The sequence below is a fragment of the Rhodococcus koreensis genome (assembly GCF_017068375.1).
Lineage (GTDB): Bacteria > Actinomycetota > Actinomycetes > Mycobacteriales > Mycobacteriaceae > Rhodococcus_F > Rhodococcus_F koreensis.
Map to the genome: position 1 here is coordinate 8,728,841 of NZ_CP070609.1, position 15,946 is coordinate 8,744,786.

Genomic DNA, 15,946 nt, shown 5'->3' on the forward strand with positions numbered 1-15,946 from the left:
GCAGCGACAAGTCCTTTGCGAGATGGCCGCCGCCGCTTCGCACCGTGCTCCTTCGACGGGCGCACCGCGACCTTGTCGCCGCCGACGACGTCGTTGCGGCCGGATGCCAGGTGTGGACGCACAATCAACCCTTGCCCCCGCAGACGTCGCACGAACTCAGCTTCCGTTTTCGATGCGGCCGCGCACGCCCGCACCCGGCGCGCGGGGAGTTCTCGGTCCAACTCGGTTGCACCTTCGCGGGCGGCGCGGTGCAACTCGGCGCGGTGGTAGCCACGCTCACCGGTCTCGGCGTTGCGAGGCTCGAGCACTTTCAACGCGTGCTTATGTTCGAGCATATTCACAGTCTCGCTGGCACGCCTCCAGTCGCGGTAGAGGTCGACCTTCGTGCCATCCTCGCGCACCGCGGAGGCGGCGATGTGGTTGCGGTCATTTCCATTCGCGGACAGGCCGTGGCGAACCGCGAACCGCGACCCAGGGGCGGGGAGCGGCCGGAGGTTTCGGTGAAGCCCATCTCGTCCATGAACTCCCGCGCGATCGCGCCCCGGTCGGCTTCCGGTTGGGTCATCGCAGACCTCGGCGCCGCCCGGCACTGGTACGAACGCGCCGCCGACGCCGGCCACACCGACGCCATGAACAATCTCGGCATCCTGCTCGCCACCCAGCTCGAGCCGCCCGAGCTCCCGTTGATGACGACCCACCGTGCCAGCCTGATCTTGGTTTCGTCGTCCGGGTACAGCCGCAGGTAGGCGTCCCGGGTGACCACCAAGGCAGGCTGCAGCTGGGTATCGGTGATCGAGACCAGATCGGCCAGGTCACCGAGGTCGTCCCGGGTCCGGTAATCCGAGATCCGTGACTGCCGAAGCGAGGCCACGATTCCCCAAGATCGGCGCCCGATCGTCACCGCAGTCGCCACGCGGACGGAACGGTACACAGGACGGTTCGCCGTGATTCGGGTCGTTCGACATGTCAGACCCGGTTTCCGGGCCTGTCAGGTGGCCAGCCAGAGGCGCCGCCGCGTAACGGCCCTTCATCCGCTCAACCACGTCGGGGCGCAGGGGAGTGGGCGGGGAATTCTCCAGATATTCGGTCAGCTGCCGGAAGAAGGCCGCGGCGTCCATGCCGAAATCGGCCATGATCGTCTCAGCGGGGCCGCCGCCATGGGCGCACCACCGCACTTCGAACGCCACCATCCGATTCACCTGAGTGGTTCCCACGGGTATCGCTGTTTCTGCGTCGGCCGTGCCGCGTCCGCATCCATGGTCCCGACCTCGCGGCCGTGGTCGCCGCGGTCCATGCGATCGAGGTGCTGCTTGATCCACGTGGTCGACCACGCGGACCGAGGGGGTGAGCAAGGAGCCTGGTTGGTCATCGGGCGATGCCTTTCCGGTCGAGGCCCGCGCTGGAGGGGAGGGCGGTGAGGGAGCAGAGCGGTGAACGCGGTCGGTCGAGGATCGGAAACGTCGGTGCACGTTCTGCCGTGGTAGCAGGGTGTGCGAGTGCGGCGTGGAATGCTTCGGCGACGGTGTCGAAGCAGCGCACCGCTGCGCCGATTCCGATCCGGTCCAGGGTCGAGTGCAGGCCGGCCAGGGAGGCGACGGTCAGGCGGCATCGCTGCTCGGACAACCGGGTGGCGGCGCCGTCGAGTGCGGCCAGTCCGGCGCATCCGATGAACGGAACGTGCAGGAGGTCGACGACCACGCTGCGACCGGTGAGCACCGCCTCGGCGAGGCAGGCGTTCAGTATCGGGGCGGTGACGACGTCGATATCGCCGCGCACCCGGATCACCCCGGGGCCGCCGGTGGGTTCGTCGATGTCGATGCGAAATCCGGGTTCACCGGGATCGGCGTTGTCCCACCGGTCGGTTTCGGACAACGAGGACTGCACCAGTTCGGGAGAATCGAAGATGGAGCGAAAATAGGCCATGGGTGGCTCCCGGAGTGTGACCGGCTGCGGAACCGCACCGAACCCTGCAACGAGGGTCTTCGACACATGGGCCGACGATCCCGAACCGGTGGCGGGCAGTGTCTACCAGGCTGTGGTCTCAACCTCAGATCAGAAGATAACGCGCCGTCCCGCAGAAGAAACCCTGCACACGTGAGGGTTCTTACCGTCCCGTGCACGATGTCAAGGGGCGCGTGCAGGTTGAGTAGCCAGACGTGGGTGGACAGGGCGGCGACGCACGCGCACCAGGCGGGATCGGCGGCCAGCGCCATGCCGGCGGGCGATGTGTGTCGATGGTGGGGCGGATCAGGTCGGCGCTGCTGCCGTGCGATCAGACACCCGGGCGGCGACCGTACCGGACAGACACATCAGCAGCGCGGTGCGCATGTGGCGGTCCAGACCGTCCGCAGAGACGATTCGGGTGAGCGCGGCCCGCAATCCGGCCAGATCACCGTCGGCGAGCAACCGACTCAACTGGTCGGCCAGACGCCGGATCCGCCGACGGGGCCACTCCAGCGAGAAGGAAGGTATGAGACCGGGCCGACCGGGTTCGGGGCCGGCCCGGTTCCGGTTCCTGGACGCCACCGGGACCGCGCCCGTTGGGCATTGAAAATCGGTGGGCAAGAGTGTCATACGGATCAAATTGACATGATATAAGTTGCCGCAATCCGAATAGCGTTGCGCAACAACCATTCGCGAAGTCCGGTGCCGGCCCACCTCGCCCGTTCGAGATGCCTGGGTTCCTGAGGTCGAGCCTCGGACCGTAGCTGCTCGGCGGTCTGATCGCCGTCGCGATCGGGCTGGTCCCGTATCAGCGTGTGGTCGGCGGGATGCCGATCTCCCACGCCGGGGCCTTTCTGCTCGGTTGCCCCTCGCGGTCATCACCGGGGGAATCATCGTGTTAGAGCGATGGATTGGTCGCGATATACGTGGTATTGAGTTCGGACGGCGACACCGACTCGGCGATCACGCCGGCCGCGGCGATCAGCATCTGATCCGTGATGCCGACTGCGTGCGCGTCGAGCAGTCCACGAAACACCCCGGGGAAATGCGAGCACGTTGTTGATCGGGTTGGGAAAATCCGACCGTTCGGTGGCCACCACTGTGGCGTGCTCGCCGGCCGCGACCCGGGTCGACCTCGGGGACCGGGTTGGCGAGCGCCAACACGATGGAATCGTCGGCGGTGTCGTCAGGCGACAGGATCCCCTTCCGCCCGCACGCGATGGGGGTCCCGCCCTGGGCGACGAGCAACCTGATGACGACGTGCCCGGCGCCGTTCCGCCGTCACCGGCCCTCCGGTGAGGCTTTCGGTCCGATTCCCAGCTCCACGACCGTCCCCGGGGTCACCGGGATTCGGTGACCCGAGGATCGCCCGAAAGAACGGGTACACCAGGGCCAGCACAGCATGAGCAGACAGCGATTTTCATCGCGTATTCGGCTTGTCCGAGAGGAGATTCCTGCGCGAAGGTAAGGCAACCCCCTCCGCACCCCGCTTCCGATTCAGAGTGAACAACCCGGAAACACCGCAAACCTTCCCGGACCGTCGACGCAGCTCCGGCCTATCCAGTGCTCGGTCCGGGAACGACCAACGCGGGCGTCGAGCAGCACATCGAGCCCAGCAGCCCAGCTACTCAGCGGGTTCGGCGTGTCACGTCAGTCGCGGAGCTCGCCGATGTCTCCGACCCCTCCCTGCAGGTGCATCCGGCCGTCGGACAGCCTGTAGGTGACGCCGGCAATAGCGCAGGCACCACTTCCGACGCGATCGGCGATGATGCGCGAACGCTCCATCAGGAGAGCCCCGGTCTCCACGACGTGGCGGCCTTCGAGTTCGTCGACGGTGGTGAGGCCCTCTTTGCGACCCACCATGATCGACGGCGCCACCCGTTCGACGATGCTGCGGATGAAGCCGTCCGGGACCTTGCCCTTGTCCAGCGCGTCCAGCGTGGACTTCACGGCGCCGCAACCGTCATGACCCAGCACGACGATCAAGGGCGCGTCGAGGATCTGCACCGCGTATTCAATGGAACCGAGCACGGCGTCGTCGAGGACGTGGCCGGCCGTTCGGACGACGAACATGTCACCGAGGCCCTGGTCGAAGATGATCTCCGCGGCGACACGTGAGTCTCCGCATCCGAACACCACCGCGGTGGGGTGCTGTTCGGCGTCGAGCTGCGCGCGGTCGGCGATTCCCTGGCCGGGGTGGATCGAGACTCCGCTGACGAAGCGCTCGTTACCCTGGCGGAGGGTTTTCCACGCGGCAACCGGATTGGAGTGGGGCATGCGGTTATCGTGCACCCGGCCTGTTGCGCCTGCTCGGCGGGAACATTACGGCGACGGAAACTCCGGTTCGCGCCTCGGCGACGGGACGTGTGAGGAGGAAGTGGCGGGCGACGCCTCGGTACTGATCAGCTGGTAGGGGTCTCCACGCATCGAAGGCATAGAGGTCAGCAAGGGACGCCCTGGAAGAGGATCAGTGCGCACGTGCGGTCCTGGCGGCTGCACTGGCCCACCGGCCACACCTTCGCCGGTCTCGCCGGGCGCATCAACCCGATCGTGCGGGGGGTGGATGCAGTACTGATGGATGCAGTAGTACGGTGCGTACTACTTGCGGACCGGACCGAGTACGCACTCTCAGATGTCCGCGCAGGGAATGCCACCGACGACGGGACGCAGCCCTGCCGGACGCTCCCGGCAGGTATCGGTGGAGTTGTCGGCTCGATCGGTTGGTCCCGGCAGACTGCTGAAGGCTCATTTCGAGAGCCGGAGACCGCCACCTGCGCCTATGTCGACATCGATCGCCGTTCGTGACTCTATGCACGGGTTAATGCTGTGGCGCCGTGGTTCTGCGTGGCGGCGCGGGCCTGTTGGCCACCTTCGAGTACATGCAGGAGCGACTGGGCTCAGTTCTGCGGCTGCCGCCCTCGTTCGGCCACCTGACGCACCGCCGCCGCGACCGCCGGCGCGACACCCGCGTCGAACACGCTCGGCACGATGTAGGTGGCATTGAGCTCGGACGGCGACACCCTGTCGGCGATCGCGCGGGCCGCGGCGATCAGCATCTCGTCGGTGATATCGACCGCGTGCGCGTCGAGCAGACCACGGAACACCCCTGGGAAGGCGAGGACGTTGTTGATCTGGTTCGGAAAGTCCGACCGGCCGGTGGCCACCACGGCGGCATGCTCACCCGCGGCGACCGGATCGACCTCCGGGACCGGATTGGCGAGTGCGAACACGATCGAGTCGTTGGCCATCGCCGCGATGTCCTCGCCCGTGAGAATGTTCGGCGCCGAGACCCCGATGAACACGTCCGCCCCGACCAGCGCGTCCCGCAGTGATCCCGTCCGAGCCTCCGGATTGGTGTGCTCGGCGATCCAGGTACGAAATTCGTCGGCGGTGTCATCGGGTGACACGATCCCCCGCCGCCCGCAGCCGATGATGTTCGTGCCGCCCTGGGCGACGAGCAACCGGATGACGGCGTGCCCGGCGGCGCCGACACCCGAGACCACGATCCGAGCCCTAGCGAGCGTCTTGCCGACCACGCGCAGCGCGTTGGTCAGGGCGGCCAGGACCACGATCGCGGTGCCGTGCTGGTCGTCGTGGAACACCGGAATGTCGAGGATTCCGCGCAGCCGCGCCTCGATGTCGAAACACCGTGGGGCGGAGATGTCTTCGAGGTTGACGCCACCGTACACCGGCGCCAGGGCGCGAACGATCTCGACGATGGCATCCGGGTCCTGGGTGTCCAGGCAGACCGGCCAGGCGTCCACGCCGGCGAATTGTTTGAACAGTGCCGCCTTGCCCTCCATCACCGGGATCGACGCCGCGGCACCGATGTTGCCCAATCCCAGGACCGCGGACCCGTCGGTGACCACGGCGACGGTGTTGCGTTTGATCGTCAACCGGCGCACGTCCTCGGGGTGTTCGGCGATGGCGGTACACACCCGGGCGACGCCGGGGGTGTAGGCGCGGGAGAGGTCGTCGCGGTGTGTGAGCGGAACCGTCGGGTTCACCACGGCTTGCCGCCCAGATACAGCTTGCCGCCCAGATACAGAAGGAAGGTGCGGTCGCTGACCTTGCCGACGATCACCCCCGGAACCTCGGCGATCGCGGTCGCGATCTGGTCGGCGTGCGCGGCGTCCGAGGCGTCGCAGGTGAGGTCGATGACCATGTGGTCGGGGTGGCTCTCGGCCACATCGAGTGCCGTCATCGCGCCCTTCACCGACGCGATCGCGGCCGCCAACGTGGACGGGGTGCCCGCGCCGACCGGTGCGTGGACGCGGACGGTGATCGAATAGCCGGGGCTGGGACTGGGCATGGGAATCTCCTGGACTACCGCGTGACGACGAGCAGGTGCCGGCAGGTCACCGGGCTGCCCGAATGGCAGGCACACCGGCCGCGCCGCACCATCTTCAGTCTGCGCGGCGTGTTCCGACCCGGACAAGAGGGTCCGGGCACGTCCCCGACGTCGTGGTGCTGATCGGCGCGGCGGGGGATTCCGCTCGTTACGTCGGTGCGGGGACGGCTCCGTGTGGCGGGTGCGGTGGCGGCAACTCCCACCGGGCTCGGAAGGCCTCGTGCGTGGGCGCCCGGTCGTCAAGCCCGGCGACACGATGCCCGCCGCGCCCGAGCTGGGGAGAGCAGGATGAAGGAAGGCGCGCGGCAACCGGGCGCCGGGCGCGAACACACCCGAGTGCAGTGACCTCCGCGGTGCCGGACACCGCGAACGGTCACCGGGAAGGCGGGAGCGGACATGACCGCACACCAGTATCCACAGATCGAGGTCAGTACCGACCACGAACGGATCCGCTGCTGGATTCAGCACCATCACGGGGCACCCGCGACGATCTCGGACCGTCCGGCCCGCCCCGGGTCGGTGGCGACGGTGCTGCGGATCGATTTTGTCGGTCTGCGCCCGGGATCGGGGCTCGAACACATTTCCTGGACGCAGTGGTTCGCCCTGTTCGACGCGCAGGCTCTCGCGTTCTGTTTCCCCGACACCGAGGACAGCTTCGCGTTCGGACTGGTCCCCCGGACCACCGGCAGACCAGCCGGCACGATCCGGCGCGCGCACCGGCCGACACCCGGGTAAGGGGCCGTCGCGGGCAGAGGTATCGAGGGATTCGAGTCCTGCGCCGAGTGGGGTCCGGCAGCGTTTCAGGACGCGGGGCGCAGCCCGGGGGCGCCCCGGTTCCGTGACCCGCTCGAATGCCGGTCTTCGTGCATCGTGTCAGGGGGCCGGGCCGTGTGCGGCTCATTGATGGACCACACACGACCCAGGACACGGTCAGGTGTGCCGACACGCCCTCCGCGTCGGTGCGGGCGTACCCGAACGCGGTGCACCCGGAACCCGGAGACTGGTCACCGAAGGCTGCGGGGTCACCGCGCTCCAGAGCCTCCCAGCACGCCGCGTCGGCGAGGGGCGACATGCCCTGATCGATCGGCGGTGCGTCCACTAGCTTTCCAGCCCGTACGGGCCGACTGGTTCCGCCGGGCCGGTGGGGATGTTCCTGACGACGGTCGCGGCAACGGGCGCGGCCCCGACGGCGATCCACAGCGCATTGAACGCGAACATCCGGTATGCGTAGGCGCCGACGGCCGCTCCCACGACGACGGCACCCCAGAGCCGCAGGGATCGAATCCATCGATGGTGGGGTGCCGTGCCGAGGAGGCGGTCGGTGAGCCCCCACGCGGTCTCGACCAGCAGGCCGCCGGTGTCGAGCAGGGTGTTTTCGGCGCCCATGGCGAGGGCCAGAACGAATCCGATCAGGGCCGGAGTTGCGGTGGTGGCGGCGTGCAGTACGCCGGCCGCCGCGAGGAGAACCGCCGCGAGGATCAGTACCCGTGTCAGGCGCGCGCGAGGCCACATGCGGCCTATCACGCCGGCGAGGACGATGCCGATGAGGAACCCGGCAAGGATTGCCCTCCGAGTCCGAGGACGAACCACGTGCCGCCGGCGAGGGCGACGCCGGCCCGGGTGGTGGTGGCTTCGATCGAGGAGACGAAGAAACCGCCCAGCAGGACGAACCCGAAGGCGTCGACGAATCCGACGTGCATCGCGATCGCGGTCTCGACGGCTCGTCGTGGCCACGGTCGCATGGTCATCTCCGCATTGGTTGTGCTCATTCGGCGCGCTTCACCCACCCGTCGGTTACCGGTAGCGGAGACTGTATGGGGGCGAGGCGGCCTCCGTTGACCGGGACGGTCGACGCCGCCGAGGGGATCTTTCGCACCATCTCCACCGGTGCGGGTGCGCCCGGCGCGAAGCGATCCACGACGAGCCGATTCGGGCGGCGGCTCCGCAGCACGAACAATAGTAAATTGCTAAGATTCGCAAGTAACACAACTTGCCGGAGTTGCGGGTTGCAGGCGGGGCAGCAGGCCCGGCGCCGCGGCGAGCGCGACACGTATCTCGCCGCCGCTGGCTCGACCCGGACGACAGGAGGAGCCATGACCGCGAACTCGCGCCAACCGCTGTATCAGATGAAGGCGGACTTCTTCAAAACGTTGGGGCACCCGGCCCGCATCCGGGTCCTCGAGCTGCTCAGCGAACGCGAACACGCCGTGTCCGAGATGCTGCCCGAGGTGGGCATCGAGCCGGCGAACCTGTCCCAGCAGCTGTCGATCCTGCGCCGGGCCGGCCTGGTCACCGCCCGCCGCGAGGGCCTATCGGTGTCCTACGCGCTGACCTCTCCCCGCATCGCTGAGCTGCTACGCGTTGCGCGGGGGATCTTGACCGGGGTGGTGGCCGGGCAGGCCGAGGTACTCGAGGACGTGTCCGAACCTCCTGCCTTGGTGGGTGAAACCGGGGGCTGACGGGGGCCCACCAAGGCAGGACTCCCTCATTGCATATGTTGGTTGCGAATTTTCTTAAGTGCGTACATCGTGCGAATACGGGTGGCATGGGACGCCCTCGATCGGGAAAGAGAAAAGGAGAAGTGGGCGGTGACGAACAATCACGACGGTGGTGCCAGCGGTCTGCCCGACGGCGCCGGTCCGGTCTTGACGGGAGTCAGCGTTGCCGTCGTCGCGGTGTCCACCACCGGCTCGCGCACAGCCGGGTCGGCGCGGACCCGGTCGCCGTGGGTCGCGATGGAGGATTATGCGGCGCTCATCCGGGAGCGGACACCGATGCGCCCGCTCTGCGTTCCGGTGACCACTCGCGACCCGCACGTGCTGACCGAGCGCGTCCTGGGGCTCCCGGGTGGGGTGTCGGCGGTGTTCGTGGTCGGGTTGGGGCCGGTGGACTCCGCGGCGGTGGCGCGTGAGGTGATCGAGCGCGGCGGGCCCGTGGTCCTCACCGAACTGGACGTGCTGACGGCGGCGGTGGTGGCGGCGACGATCACCCTGTTGCGTCGCCGCGGCGTGCCGCCGCGCGCCGGCCGGGTCGTGATCACCAACTCCCAGTGGGCGCCGTTGCTGGCGCCGGTGTTGATCGCCTCCGGGGTCGGGGATCTGAGCAGCTGGCACGAGCGTGATGCCGAGGCGTTCCCGTTGCGTCGGTTGATGGACCACAACGATGTCCTGGTCGATCTCGCCGGCTGCGCCCCCGACGGTGCGGCAGTCGGTCGCACGGTGACGGTCCCCGCCGACGGCTTCGTCCATGGCTCCCTGGTGCTGCCGGGGCTGCTCGCCGCGCTGTGTGGACACGGTGTGCGGACCGTGACGGTCGAGGTGGTGGCCGCGTGCGTGCGTGCGCTGGCGCTGATCACCCCCGCCGATCGGATGCTGCCGTCTCTCGATGACCGGCGGCTGGTGCCCGCGGTCGCCCGCCACGTGAGCCGGGCCCTCGGCCATCCCGTCCCGTATCGCGATCAGCAGCGGTGATCGAACGCACCGCGCCGCAAGCAGCGCATATCGCATTCTTGTGAGGAGAACACCCGTGAGCACCCCCACCGCCCCCGGCCCTGCCGGCGCCGGCAGGGCCCCGACCGCGCATCCCGCCGTCGTGTCCTGGGTGGACGAGGTCGCCGCCCTCACGGCACCGGACGAGGTGGTGTGGTGCGATGGCAGCGCCGGCGAGTGGGACCGGCTGACCACGCACTTGGTGGACAAGGGCACCTTCGTGCGACTGGAGCGCAAACCGAACTCGTTCTGGTGCGCCTCCGACCCGGAGGACGTGGCGCGGGTCGAGGACCGCACCTTCCTCTGCTCCCGGTTCCAGGCGGACGCGGGTCCGACGAACAATTGGATGGACCCGGTCGATATGAAGACGGTGATGACCGAGCACTACCGCGGCGCGATGGCCGGGCGGACCATGTACGTCATCGCGTTCTGCATGGGCCCCCTCGATGCGGCGGAGCCGAAGTTCGGGGTCCAGATCACGGATTCGGAGTACGTGGCGGTGTCGATGCAGATCATGACCCGCTCCGGCACCCCGGTCTGGGACAGGCTCACCGCGGGCACCGACTTCGTCCGATGCCTGCACTCGGTCGGCGCCCCGCTGTACCCGGGTCAGGTGGACGTGCCGTGGCCGTGCGACCACACCAAGTACATTTCCCACTTCCCGGAGGAGCGCACCATCTGGAGTTACGGCTCCGGCTACGGCGGCAACGCCCTGCTCGGCAAGAAGTGCTACGCGCTGCGGATCGCGTCGAAGATGGCCAGGGACGAGGGCTGGCTGGCCGAGCACATGCTCATCCTCAAACTCACCTCCCCTCAACACACGGTGCGCTATGTCGCGGCGGCGTTCCCGTCGGCCTGCGGCAAGACCAACCTGGCGATGCTCGACCCCACCCTGGGCGGGTGGACCGCCGAAACCATCGGCGACGACATCGCCTGGCTCCGGTTCGGTGACGACGGCCGGCTCTACGCGGTCAACCCGGAGACCGGGTTCTTCGGCGTCGCCCCCGGCACCGGCGTCCACACCAACCCGCACGCCATGGCCACCATCGCGCGGGGTAACTCGATCTTCACCAACGTCGCCCTCACCGACGACGGTGACATCTGGTGGGAAGGGATGACCGACACGCCGCCGCCGCACCTGACGGACTGGAAACGACGGGACTGGACCCCGGCCTCCGGAGAGGCTGCGGCGCACCCGAACTCCCGGTACTGCACCCCGATCGGACAGTGCCCGACCGTCGCCCCCGAATGGGACGATCCGGCCGGGGTGCCGATCTCGGCGATCTTCTTCGGCGGCCGCCGCGCCACCACCATCCCGCTGGTCACCGAAGCATTGAGTTGGCGGCATGGGGTGTTCCTGGCCGCCACCCTGTCCTCGGAGACCACCGCCGCCGCCACCGGGCGGGTCGGTGTGGTGCGCCGCGACCCGATGGCGATTCTGCCGTTCCTCGGCTACCACGTCGGCGACTACTTCCAGCACTGGCTCGACATCGGCGAGAAGACAAGCCCGGAGCTGTTGCCGAAGATCTTCTACGTCAACTGGTTCCGTCGCGGCGATGACGACGAATTCCTCTGGCCCGGCTTCGGGGAGAACTCCCGGGTCCTCGAGTGGGCGTTGCGGCGGATCGAGGGCACCGCCGAAGCCGAGGCGACCCCGCTCGGCAACGTGCCCACCCCGGGCGACCTCGACCTGACGGGCCTGAAGTTCGACCACATCAAGATCGCCGCCGCGCTGCGGGTGGACCCCACCGAATGGGTCACCGAACTTCGGCTGATCGACCAGTGGTTCGCCAGCATCGGCGGCAACAGGCTGCCCGACGTCCTGCGCGAGGAACTCGCCGCCCTGCGGCAGCGGCTCGCCGCGGCCGCGTCCCGCCACGCCGCCACCACCGATCCCCGACGCGACCTAGCGCCCGGGGGCGGGGAATCCCGGTGGTCGCAGCCCTGCTTCTGACAGCGTCCACCGGTGCGTGCCCCGGTCGGCGTTCGGCAGACCCGGGCTCAGCCCGAATGCCGTTCGGGCGCAAACCATTGGCCCGCAGCGCCGACACCCGGCCACCGTCCGCAGTCGGTGCAGTGCAGAATCCGCCCCGCAGGGCGGTGATCGGGGTTACCCGCATCACCCAACTTTCCATGATGGTTACTTGCTAACATTAGCAATTATAGAGGAGATGGCCCGCTGGCCGTCACTACCGAGGAACGTCGATGACAGAACCATCCGCCCCTACCGGCCCGGCCGACGCGGACGAGAGCACCCTCGTGTGGGTGGCGCGGTCGGTGGCCGCGCTGCTGCCGCGCTGGGGTGAGTGGAAACCCGCGGCCGGTGCCCCGGGTGCGGACCTGCTGGCCGGGTTGATCGTCGCGCTGGTGGCGCTGCCGCTGGCATTGGGATTCGGGATCAGTTCCGGCCTCGGTGCCGCCGCCGGGCTGACCACCGCCGTCATCGCCGGGGCGGTGGCGGCCGTGTTCGGCGGGTCCCGGTTCCAGGTGTCGGGCCCGACCGGTGCGATGACCGTGGTACTGGTGCCGATCGTCGGCCAGTACGGGCCGACCGGGGTGCTCGCGGTCGGGCTGATCGCCGGAATGGTGCTGGTCGTCCTGGCGTTCGCCGGGGTGGGCCGGGCCGTGCGGTACATGCCGGCCCCGGTGATCGAGGGATTCACCGCCGGGATCGCCGTCGTCATCGCGTTGCAGCAGTTTCCCGCCGCGCTGGGCATCACCGGCGCCGCCGGGGAGAAGGTGTGGCAGAGCGCCGCCGACGCCGTCCATCAGTTCGTGCAGGCCCCCACCCTGCTGACCCCGGCGACCGCACTGTCGGTGGCCGCGGTCATCCTCCTCGGCGGCCGCTACCTCCCCCGCGTCCCGTTCTCCCTGATCGCCGTCGCGGCCGCCACCCTGATCGCGCAGCTCTTTCACCTCGACATCGCCCGGATCGGCGCCATTCCGGCCGGATTCGCCGCACCCACCCTGAGTTTCCTGCACCTCGGTGAGCTGACCTCGCTGATCGCGCCCGCCCTCGCGGTCGCCGCGCTGGCGGCGCTCGAGTCCCTGCTGTCGGCGACCGCCGCCGACTCGATGGCCGTCGGGGCCCGCCACAACCCGGACCGGGAACTGTTCGGGCAGGGGCTGGCGAACATCGCCGCCCCGCTGTTCGGCGGGGTGCCGGCCACCGGGGCGATCGCCCGCACCGCGGTCAACGTGCGCTCCGGTGCCCGCACCCGGCTCGCCGCCCTCACCCACGCACTCCTCCTCGCGGCGATCGTGTATTCGGCGGCGGGGCTCGTCGCGCAGATCCCGCTCGCCGCCCTGGCGGGGGTGCTGCTGGCGACCACGGCGCGGATGGTCGAGACCGCCTCGATCCTGGCCATCACCCGAGCCACCCGCGCCGATGCGGTCGTGACGGTGGCCACCTTCCTGGTCACCGTCGTCTTCGACCTGGTCACCGCGGTCGCCGTCGGGGTCGGGTTCGCCGCCGTCCTCGCGCTCCGCGCGGTCGCGAAATCCGCCCGCCTCGAACAGGTCCCGCTCGAAACCGACGACCACCTCGCCGAGGAACACGACCTGCTCCGCGAGCACATCGTCGCGTACCGGATCGACGGCGCCCTGTTCTTCGCCGCCGCCCACCGGTTCCTGCTCGAACTCGCCGACGTCTCCGACGTGAAGGTGGTGATCCTGCGGATGTCGCGGATCACCGCCATCGACGCCACCGGTGCGATCGTCCTCAAGGACGTCATCACCAAACTCGAGCACCGGCACATCACCGTCCTGATCTCCGGAGCCAAACCCGAACACCTCCGCCCCCTGAAGGCCCTCGGGGTGTTCACCACCACCGACAGCGAAGACCGCCACCTCTTCGACACCACCCCGCGCGCCATCGCCTACGCCCGCATGCTCGTCCGACCCGAACACCACTACACCCCCACCACGAACGAGGACCGACCATGACCGAGAACCCCGCCGACAACACGACCCCCACCTCCGAACCCACCCCAACACCCGAACCCACCGCGGGCCAACGCCTCGGCTACCTGCTGGGCCGCACCCTGCCCGCCGAGCTGCACCCGTGGGTCGTCGCGGACACCACCGGCCCCGGCGCCACCCGCCGCTACGCCACCCGCTGCCTCATCCCGCTGATTCCGATCCTGGTCGGGCTCCTGCTCATTCCCGGCCCCTGGATCATCCGCATCGGGATGGTCCTGCTGCTGTTCCTGCCGTTCGTGTACTTCCTTCTCGCTCTGAAGAACATCTACCTCCGCCACCGGTTGGTCAGCCACGGCCTCGACCCCCGCCTCCTCAACCTCCACAAGCAACGCCGACTCGACCAGGAACAGGCCTCCTACGAATCCCGCTACCGCTCCGCCCCCTGATCCCGCAAGACCCCCGGGGTGCACCCCGGGGGTCTTGCGGGCACCCTGTTCACTACCAACCGATTAATTGCTAATCTTCGTAAGTAGAAAAAATGGAATGGACGGTGAACTGGGGTGGGCATGCGCCTCCCGGATCGAGCGAACCGGGAACCGGAGTTCGGCGACACTGCTCAAGCTGGGCCGGCGCGCATCTGGTGGTGGCGCACCCCATATCCATCCGGCAGTGCGCCCGGTCACCGGCCACGCCCGCGAGGAAGGATCGGCATGCCACATTTCCGATACGTCAGCACCCACGAGAGAATCCATCTCGGCGACGCGACCCGCATGGTCAACTACGGCGACATCGTCGCGGCGCGAACCAATCCCGATCCGCGCTACTTCGAACTGGTGGAACCGGACCAGATCACGAAACCACTGAGCCGCCGATCAGTGGGAGCGCCGGACCGCGAGTAAATCCGCACCCGTGAAGCCCGGGCCGACCGCGGTCCACCACCTCCCTCGCAGTCCCGTGCCCGACCCCCGTTCTCCCGGCGTCGCCGACGCGGCGACGCCGGAACCACCACCACCCATGCTCGCCGAGATCGCCGACCGAAACCAGCCACCGACCCAACAGAAGCCAGGACCCGATGAAGACCCGCACCATCCACGCCACCGACCTGCAGTGGAACTCACTCGCCCTCTGGATTCTCGAGTGGGAAGGCGTCGACAACCCCGAACCGACCCTGAGCGAGTGGAGCACCGAACTCGCCGCCGCGGCCACCGGGATCGACCGCCGCATCAGCTGGAACCCCACCCAGAACACCGTGACCGCCCGCGAGGACGTCGACCTGCCCCAGATCGAACACACCCTCCGCGGCGCGGTCCGCCGCCTCGCCCGCGGCTGACCACTCCCCGGACAGCGAGATCCCATGCCGGTCTCCGGACGCGCGTGAAGGCCGGAACCCGCCTGTGCCGGTGGCCGGTGCGGGTGCCCGGACCCTGCGCCGGGCACCGCGGAACCTCCCCACTGGCCGCCCGGCCGTCGGTGGCGTCAGTTCGCGTCCTGCCGTGGCTTGCGCTGTGCCGGTGCGTGTTCGGGGACGAGGACAACAGGGCGGCGGCCGTGGTGGATCAGGTGCGAGGACACCGATTCGCCCACCGCCCGCTCGAGGACGGACACCAGCCCACCCCGCGAGCGCCCGATGATGATCATCAGGGCGTCATTCGCATCGGCGATCGACGCCAACAGGTGCGCCGGGTTGCCCTGATGGGAGTAGTAGGTCCAATTCCCCGGGAGCGAACCCAGCATGGTGCACGCCTCCGTCCGTTCCCGCTCGACCGTCTCGACGATGCGCCGTTCCCAATCGTCCCGGTCCGGTTCAACCGGAAAATCGTCGAGGTCCACGACGTGGACGACATGCAGATACGCACGGAGCGGCACCGCGAGGCCCATGGCGAAGGACAGCGCCTGATGGCTGGCGGGATACCGGTCGAACCCCACCACCAAATGACACGCCGGCTCGGTCGCGGCCGCGGGTCCGTCCACACGCACCGGTTTCCGCCAGTCCCGCACACCTTCCCGGGCAGTGGGCTTCTTCTTGATCATCTGCTCCTCCTCACCACCTATGGCCACGGGAGGCCGGCCCCTCCCGGCGCCGATGGTCACCGCCGCGACACCCACGCTCCGAAGGTGGTGTACCCACACCAGCACCCGACACCCACGACCAGCCGGATCTCCCGCGGAACGCCGTGAACAAACCCAACCCGATCCCGAAATGCGAGGCGCCGCACAGGCCACCGGCACCGGGAAAGGAACA

16 protein-coding genes and 3 pseudogenes are annotated in these 15,946 nt (G+C 68.7%); 9 read left to right on the forward strand and 10 right to left on the reverse strand.

What is annotated here, in order from left to right; translation table 11 throughout:
- The first annotated feature begins 131 nt into the window (after positions 1 to 131).
- Positions 132 to 746: a sel1 repeat family protein gene (locus JWS14_RS39755; protein ID WP_206015680.1), complete on the forward strand. Its 615-nt coding sequence runs from the start codon at positions 132 to 134 to the stop codon at positions 744 to 746.
- Here the strand turns inward: JWS14_RS39755 and JWS14_RS50475 are convergent.
- The 7 genes and pseudogenes from JWS14_RS50475 to JWS14_RS39785 all read right to left on the reverse strand — a co-directional run.
- Positions 680 to 829, reverse strand: a pseudogene (locus JWS14_RS50475) (peptide transporter); the annotation flags it as partial. The gene JWS14_RS39755 and the pseudogene JWS14_RS50475 overlap by 67 nt on opposite strands.
- Positions 813 to 1,190, reverse strand: coding sequence for a hypothetical protein (locus JWS14_RS51540; RefSeq protein WP_338051505.1), 378 nt, complete (start codon positions 1,188 to 1,190; stop codon positions 813 to 815). The gene JWS14_RS51540 and the pseudogene JWS14_RS50475, both read right to left, overlap by 17 nt.
- Positions 1,191 to 1,365: 175 nt before the next feature.
- On the reverse strand, positions 1,366 to 1,923 hold the full coding sequence (locus JWS14_RS39765; RefSeq protein WP_206015681.1) for an STAS domain-containing protein: 558 nt from the start codon (positions 1,921 to 1,923) through the stop codon (positions 1,366 to 1,368).
- Between the two features lie 324 nt (positions 1,924 to 2,247).
- A complete protein-coding gene (locus JWS14_RS39770; protein ID WP_206015682.1) occupies positions 2,248 to 2,574 on the reverse strand; it encodes a hypothetical protein in 327 nt (108 codons plus the stop codon).
- A 289-nt stretch (positions 2,575 to 2,863) separates the two neighbouring features.
- Positions 2,864 to 3,213: pseudogene (locus JWS14_RS39775) on the reverse strand (malic enzyme-like NAD(P)-binding protein); the annotation flags it as partial.
- 381 nt (positions 3,214 to 3,594) lie between these two features.
- Positions 3,595 to 4,221: a carbonic anhydrase gene (locus tag JWS14_RS39780; RefSeq protein ID WP_206015683.1), complete on the reverse strand. Its 627-nt coding sequence runs from the start codon at positions 4,219 to 4,221 to the stop codon at positions 3,595 to 3,597.
- Positions 4,222 to 4,841: 620 nt separating this feature from the next.
- Positions 4,842 to 6,256, reverse strand: a pseudogene (locus JWS14_RS39785) (NAD-dependent malic enzyme).
- Positions 6,257 to 6,691: 435 nt separating this feature from the next.
- Here JWS14_RS39785 and JWS14_RS39790 point away from each other — a divergent pair.
- Positions 6,692 to 7,030, forward strand: coding sequence for a hypothetical protein (locus JWS14_RS39790; protein WP_206015684.1), 339 nt, complete (start codon positions 6,692 to 6,694; stop codon positions 7,028 to 7,030).
- Between the two features lie 363 nt (positions 7,031 to 7,393).
- Here JWS14_RS39790 and JWS14_RS39795 read toward each other — a convergent pair whose 3' ends face one another.
- Both JWS14_RS39795 and JWS14_RS50480 read right to left on the reverse strand, forming a co-directional pair.
- Positions 7,394 to 7,807, reverse strand: coding sequence for a DUF1275 family protein (locus JWS14_RS39795; protein ID WP_241031609.1), 414 nt, complete (start codon positions 7,805 to 7,807; stop codon positions 7,394 to 7,396).
- An 8-nt stretch (positions 7,808 to 7,815) separates the two neighbouring features.
- Positions 7,816 to 8,064, reverse strand: coding sequence for a hypothetical protein (locus tag JWS14_RS50480; protein ID WP_241031610.1), 249 nt, complete (start codon positions 8,062 to 8,064; stop codon positions 7,816 to 7,818).
- 324 nt (positions 8,065 to 8,388) lie between these two features.
- Between JWS14_RS50480 and JWS14_RS39800 the strand changes: the two genes are divergently transcribed.
- From JWS14_RS39800 to JWS14_RS39830, 7 genes are all read left to right on the forward strand, one after another.
- Entirely contained in the window at positions 8,389 to 8,754 is a 366-nt protein-coding gene (locus JWS14_RS39800) for an ArsR/SmtB family transcription factor (protein WP_005263702.1), read from the forward strand.
- 129 nt (positions 8,755 to 8,883) lie between these two features.
- On the forward strand, positions 8,884 to 9,765 hold the full coding sequence (locus JWS14_RS39805) for a Rossmann-fold NAD(P)-binding domain-containing protein (RefSeq protein WP_206015685.1): 882 nt from the start codon (positions 8,884 to 8,886) through the stop codon (positions 9,763 to 9,765).
- Positions 9,766 to 9,820: 55 nt separating this feature from the next.
- The gene (locus tag JWS14_RS39810) at positions 9,821 to 11,737 is read left to right on the forward strand and encodes a phosphoenolpyruvate carboxykinase (GTP) (protein WP_206015686.1); all 1,917 of its coding nucleotides are present in this window, start codon (positions 9,821 to 9,823) and stop codon (positions 11,735 to 11,737) included.
- Positions 11,738 to 11,988: 251 nt separating this feature from the next.
- Positions 11,989 to 13,728 carry a SulP family inorganic anion transporter gene (locus JWS14_RS39815; RefSeq protein WP_206015687.1) on the forward strand — a complete coding sequence of 580 codons (1,740 nt, stop codon included), beginning with the start codon at positions 11,989 to 11,991 and terminating at the stop codon, positions 13,726 to 13,728.
- The gene (locus JWS14_RS39820) at positions 13,725 to 14,150 is read left to right on the forward strand and encodes a DUF5313 family protein (protein WP_072951532.1); all 426 of its coding nucleotides are present in this window, start codon (positions 13,725 to 13,727) and stop codon (positions 14,148 to 14,150) included. The genes JWS14_RS39815 and JWS14_RS39820 overlap by 4 nt, the downstream gene beginning before the upstream one ends.
- A gap of 264 nt (positions 14,151 to 14,414) precedes the next feature.
- Positions 14,415 to 14,603: a hypothetical protein gene (locus JWS14_RS39825; protein WP_206015688.1), complete on the forward strand. Its 189-nt coding sequence runs from the start codon at positions 14,415 to 14,417 to the stop codon at positions 14,601 to 14,603.
- A gap of 173 nt (positions 14,604 to 14,776) precedes the next feature.
- Positions 14,777 to 15,034 (forward strand): hypothetical protein, encoded by a 258-nt coding sequence (locus tag JWS14_RS39830; RefSeq protein WP_206015689.1) that lies wholly within the window; start codon positions 14,777 to 14,779, stop codon positions 15,032 to 15,034.
- Between the two features lie 146 nt (positions 15,035 to 15,180).
- Here the strand turns inward: JWS14_RS39830 and JWS14_RS39835 are convergent, their stop codons facing one another.
- A complete protein-coding gene (locus tag JWS14_RS39835; protein WP_072951525.1) occupies positions 15,181 to 15,735 on the reverse strand; it encodes a universal stress protein in 555 nt (184 codons plus the stop codon).
- Positions 15,736 to 15,946 lie beyond the last annotated feature (211 nt).

Excerpts from the sequence above, each read along its gene's own strand:
- JWS14_RS39800 (WP_005263702.1), top strand. The coding sequence starts at position 8,389 with ATGACCGCGAACTCGCGCCAACCGCTGTATCAGATGAAGGCGGACTTC.
- JWS14_RS39820 (WP_072951532.1), top strand. The coding sequence starts at position 13,725 with ATGACCGAGAACCCCGCCGACAACACGACCCCCACCTCCGAACCCACC.
- JWS14_RS39795 (WP_241031609.1), bottom strand. The coding sequence starts at position 7,807 with ATGTGGCCTCGCGCGCGCCTGACACGGGTACTGATCCTCGCGGCGGTT.
- JWS14_RS39770 (WP_206015682.1), bottom strand. The coding sequence starts at position 2,574 with ATGACACTCTTGCCCACCGATTTTCAATGCCCAACGGGCGCGGTCCCG.
- JWS14_RS50480 (WP_241031610.1), bottom strand. The coding sequence starts at position 8,064 with ATGAGCACAACCAATGCGGAGATGACCATGCGACCGTGGCCACGACGA.
- JWS14_RS39835 (WP_072951525.1), bottom strand. The coding sequence starts at position 15,735 with ATGATCAAGAAGAAGCCCACTGCCCGGGAAGGTGTGCGGGACTGGCGG.
- JWS14_RS39790 (WP_206015684.1), top strand. The coding sequence starts at position 6,692 with ATGACCGCACACCAGTATCCACAGATCGAGGTCAGTACCGACCACGAA.
- JWS14_RS39765 (WP_206015681.1), bottom strand. The coding sequence starts at position 1,923 with ATGGCCTATTTTCGCTCCATCTTCGATTCTCCCGAACTGGTGCAGTCC.
- JWS14_RS39825 (WP_206015688.1), top strand. The coding sequence starts at position 14,415 with ATGCCACATTTCCGATACGTCAGCACCCACGAGAGAATCCATCTCGGC.
- JWS14_RS51540 (WP_338051505.1), bottom strand. The coding sequence starts at position 1,190 with ATGGTGGCGTTCGAAGTGCGGTGGTGCGCCCATGGCGGCGGCCCCGCT.
- JWS14_RS39780 (WP_206015683.1), bottom strand. The coding sequence starts at position 4,221 with ATGCCCCACTCCAATCCGGTTGCCGCGTGGAAAACCCTCCGCCAGGGT.
- JWS14_RS39815 (WP_206015687.1), top strand. The coding sequence starts at position 11,989 with ATGACAGAACCATCCGCCCCTACCGGCCCGGCCGACGCGGACGAGAGC.
- JWS14_RS39830 (WP_206015689.1), top strand. The coding sequence starts at position 14,777 with ATGAAGACCCGCACCATCCACGCCACCGACCTGCAGTGGAACTCACTC.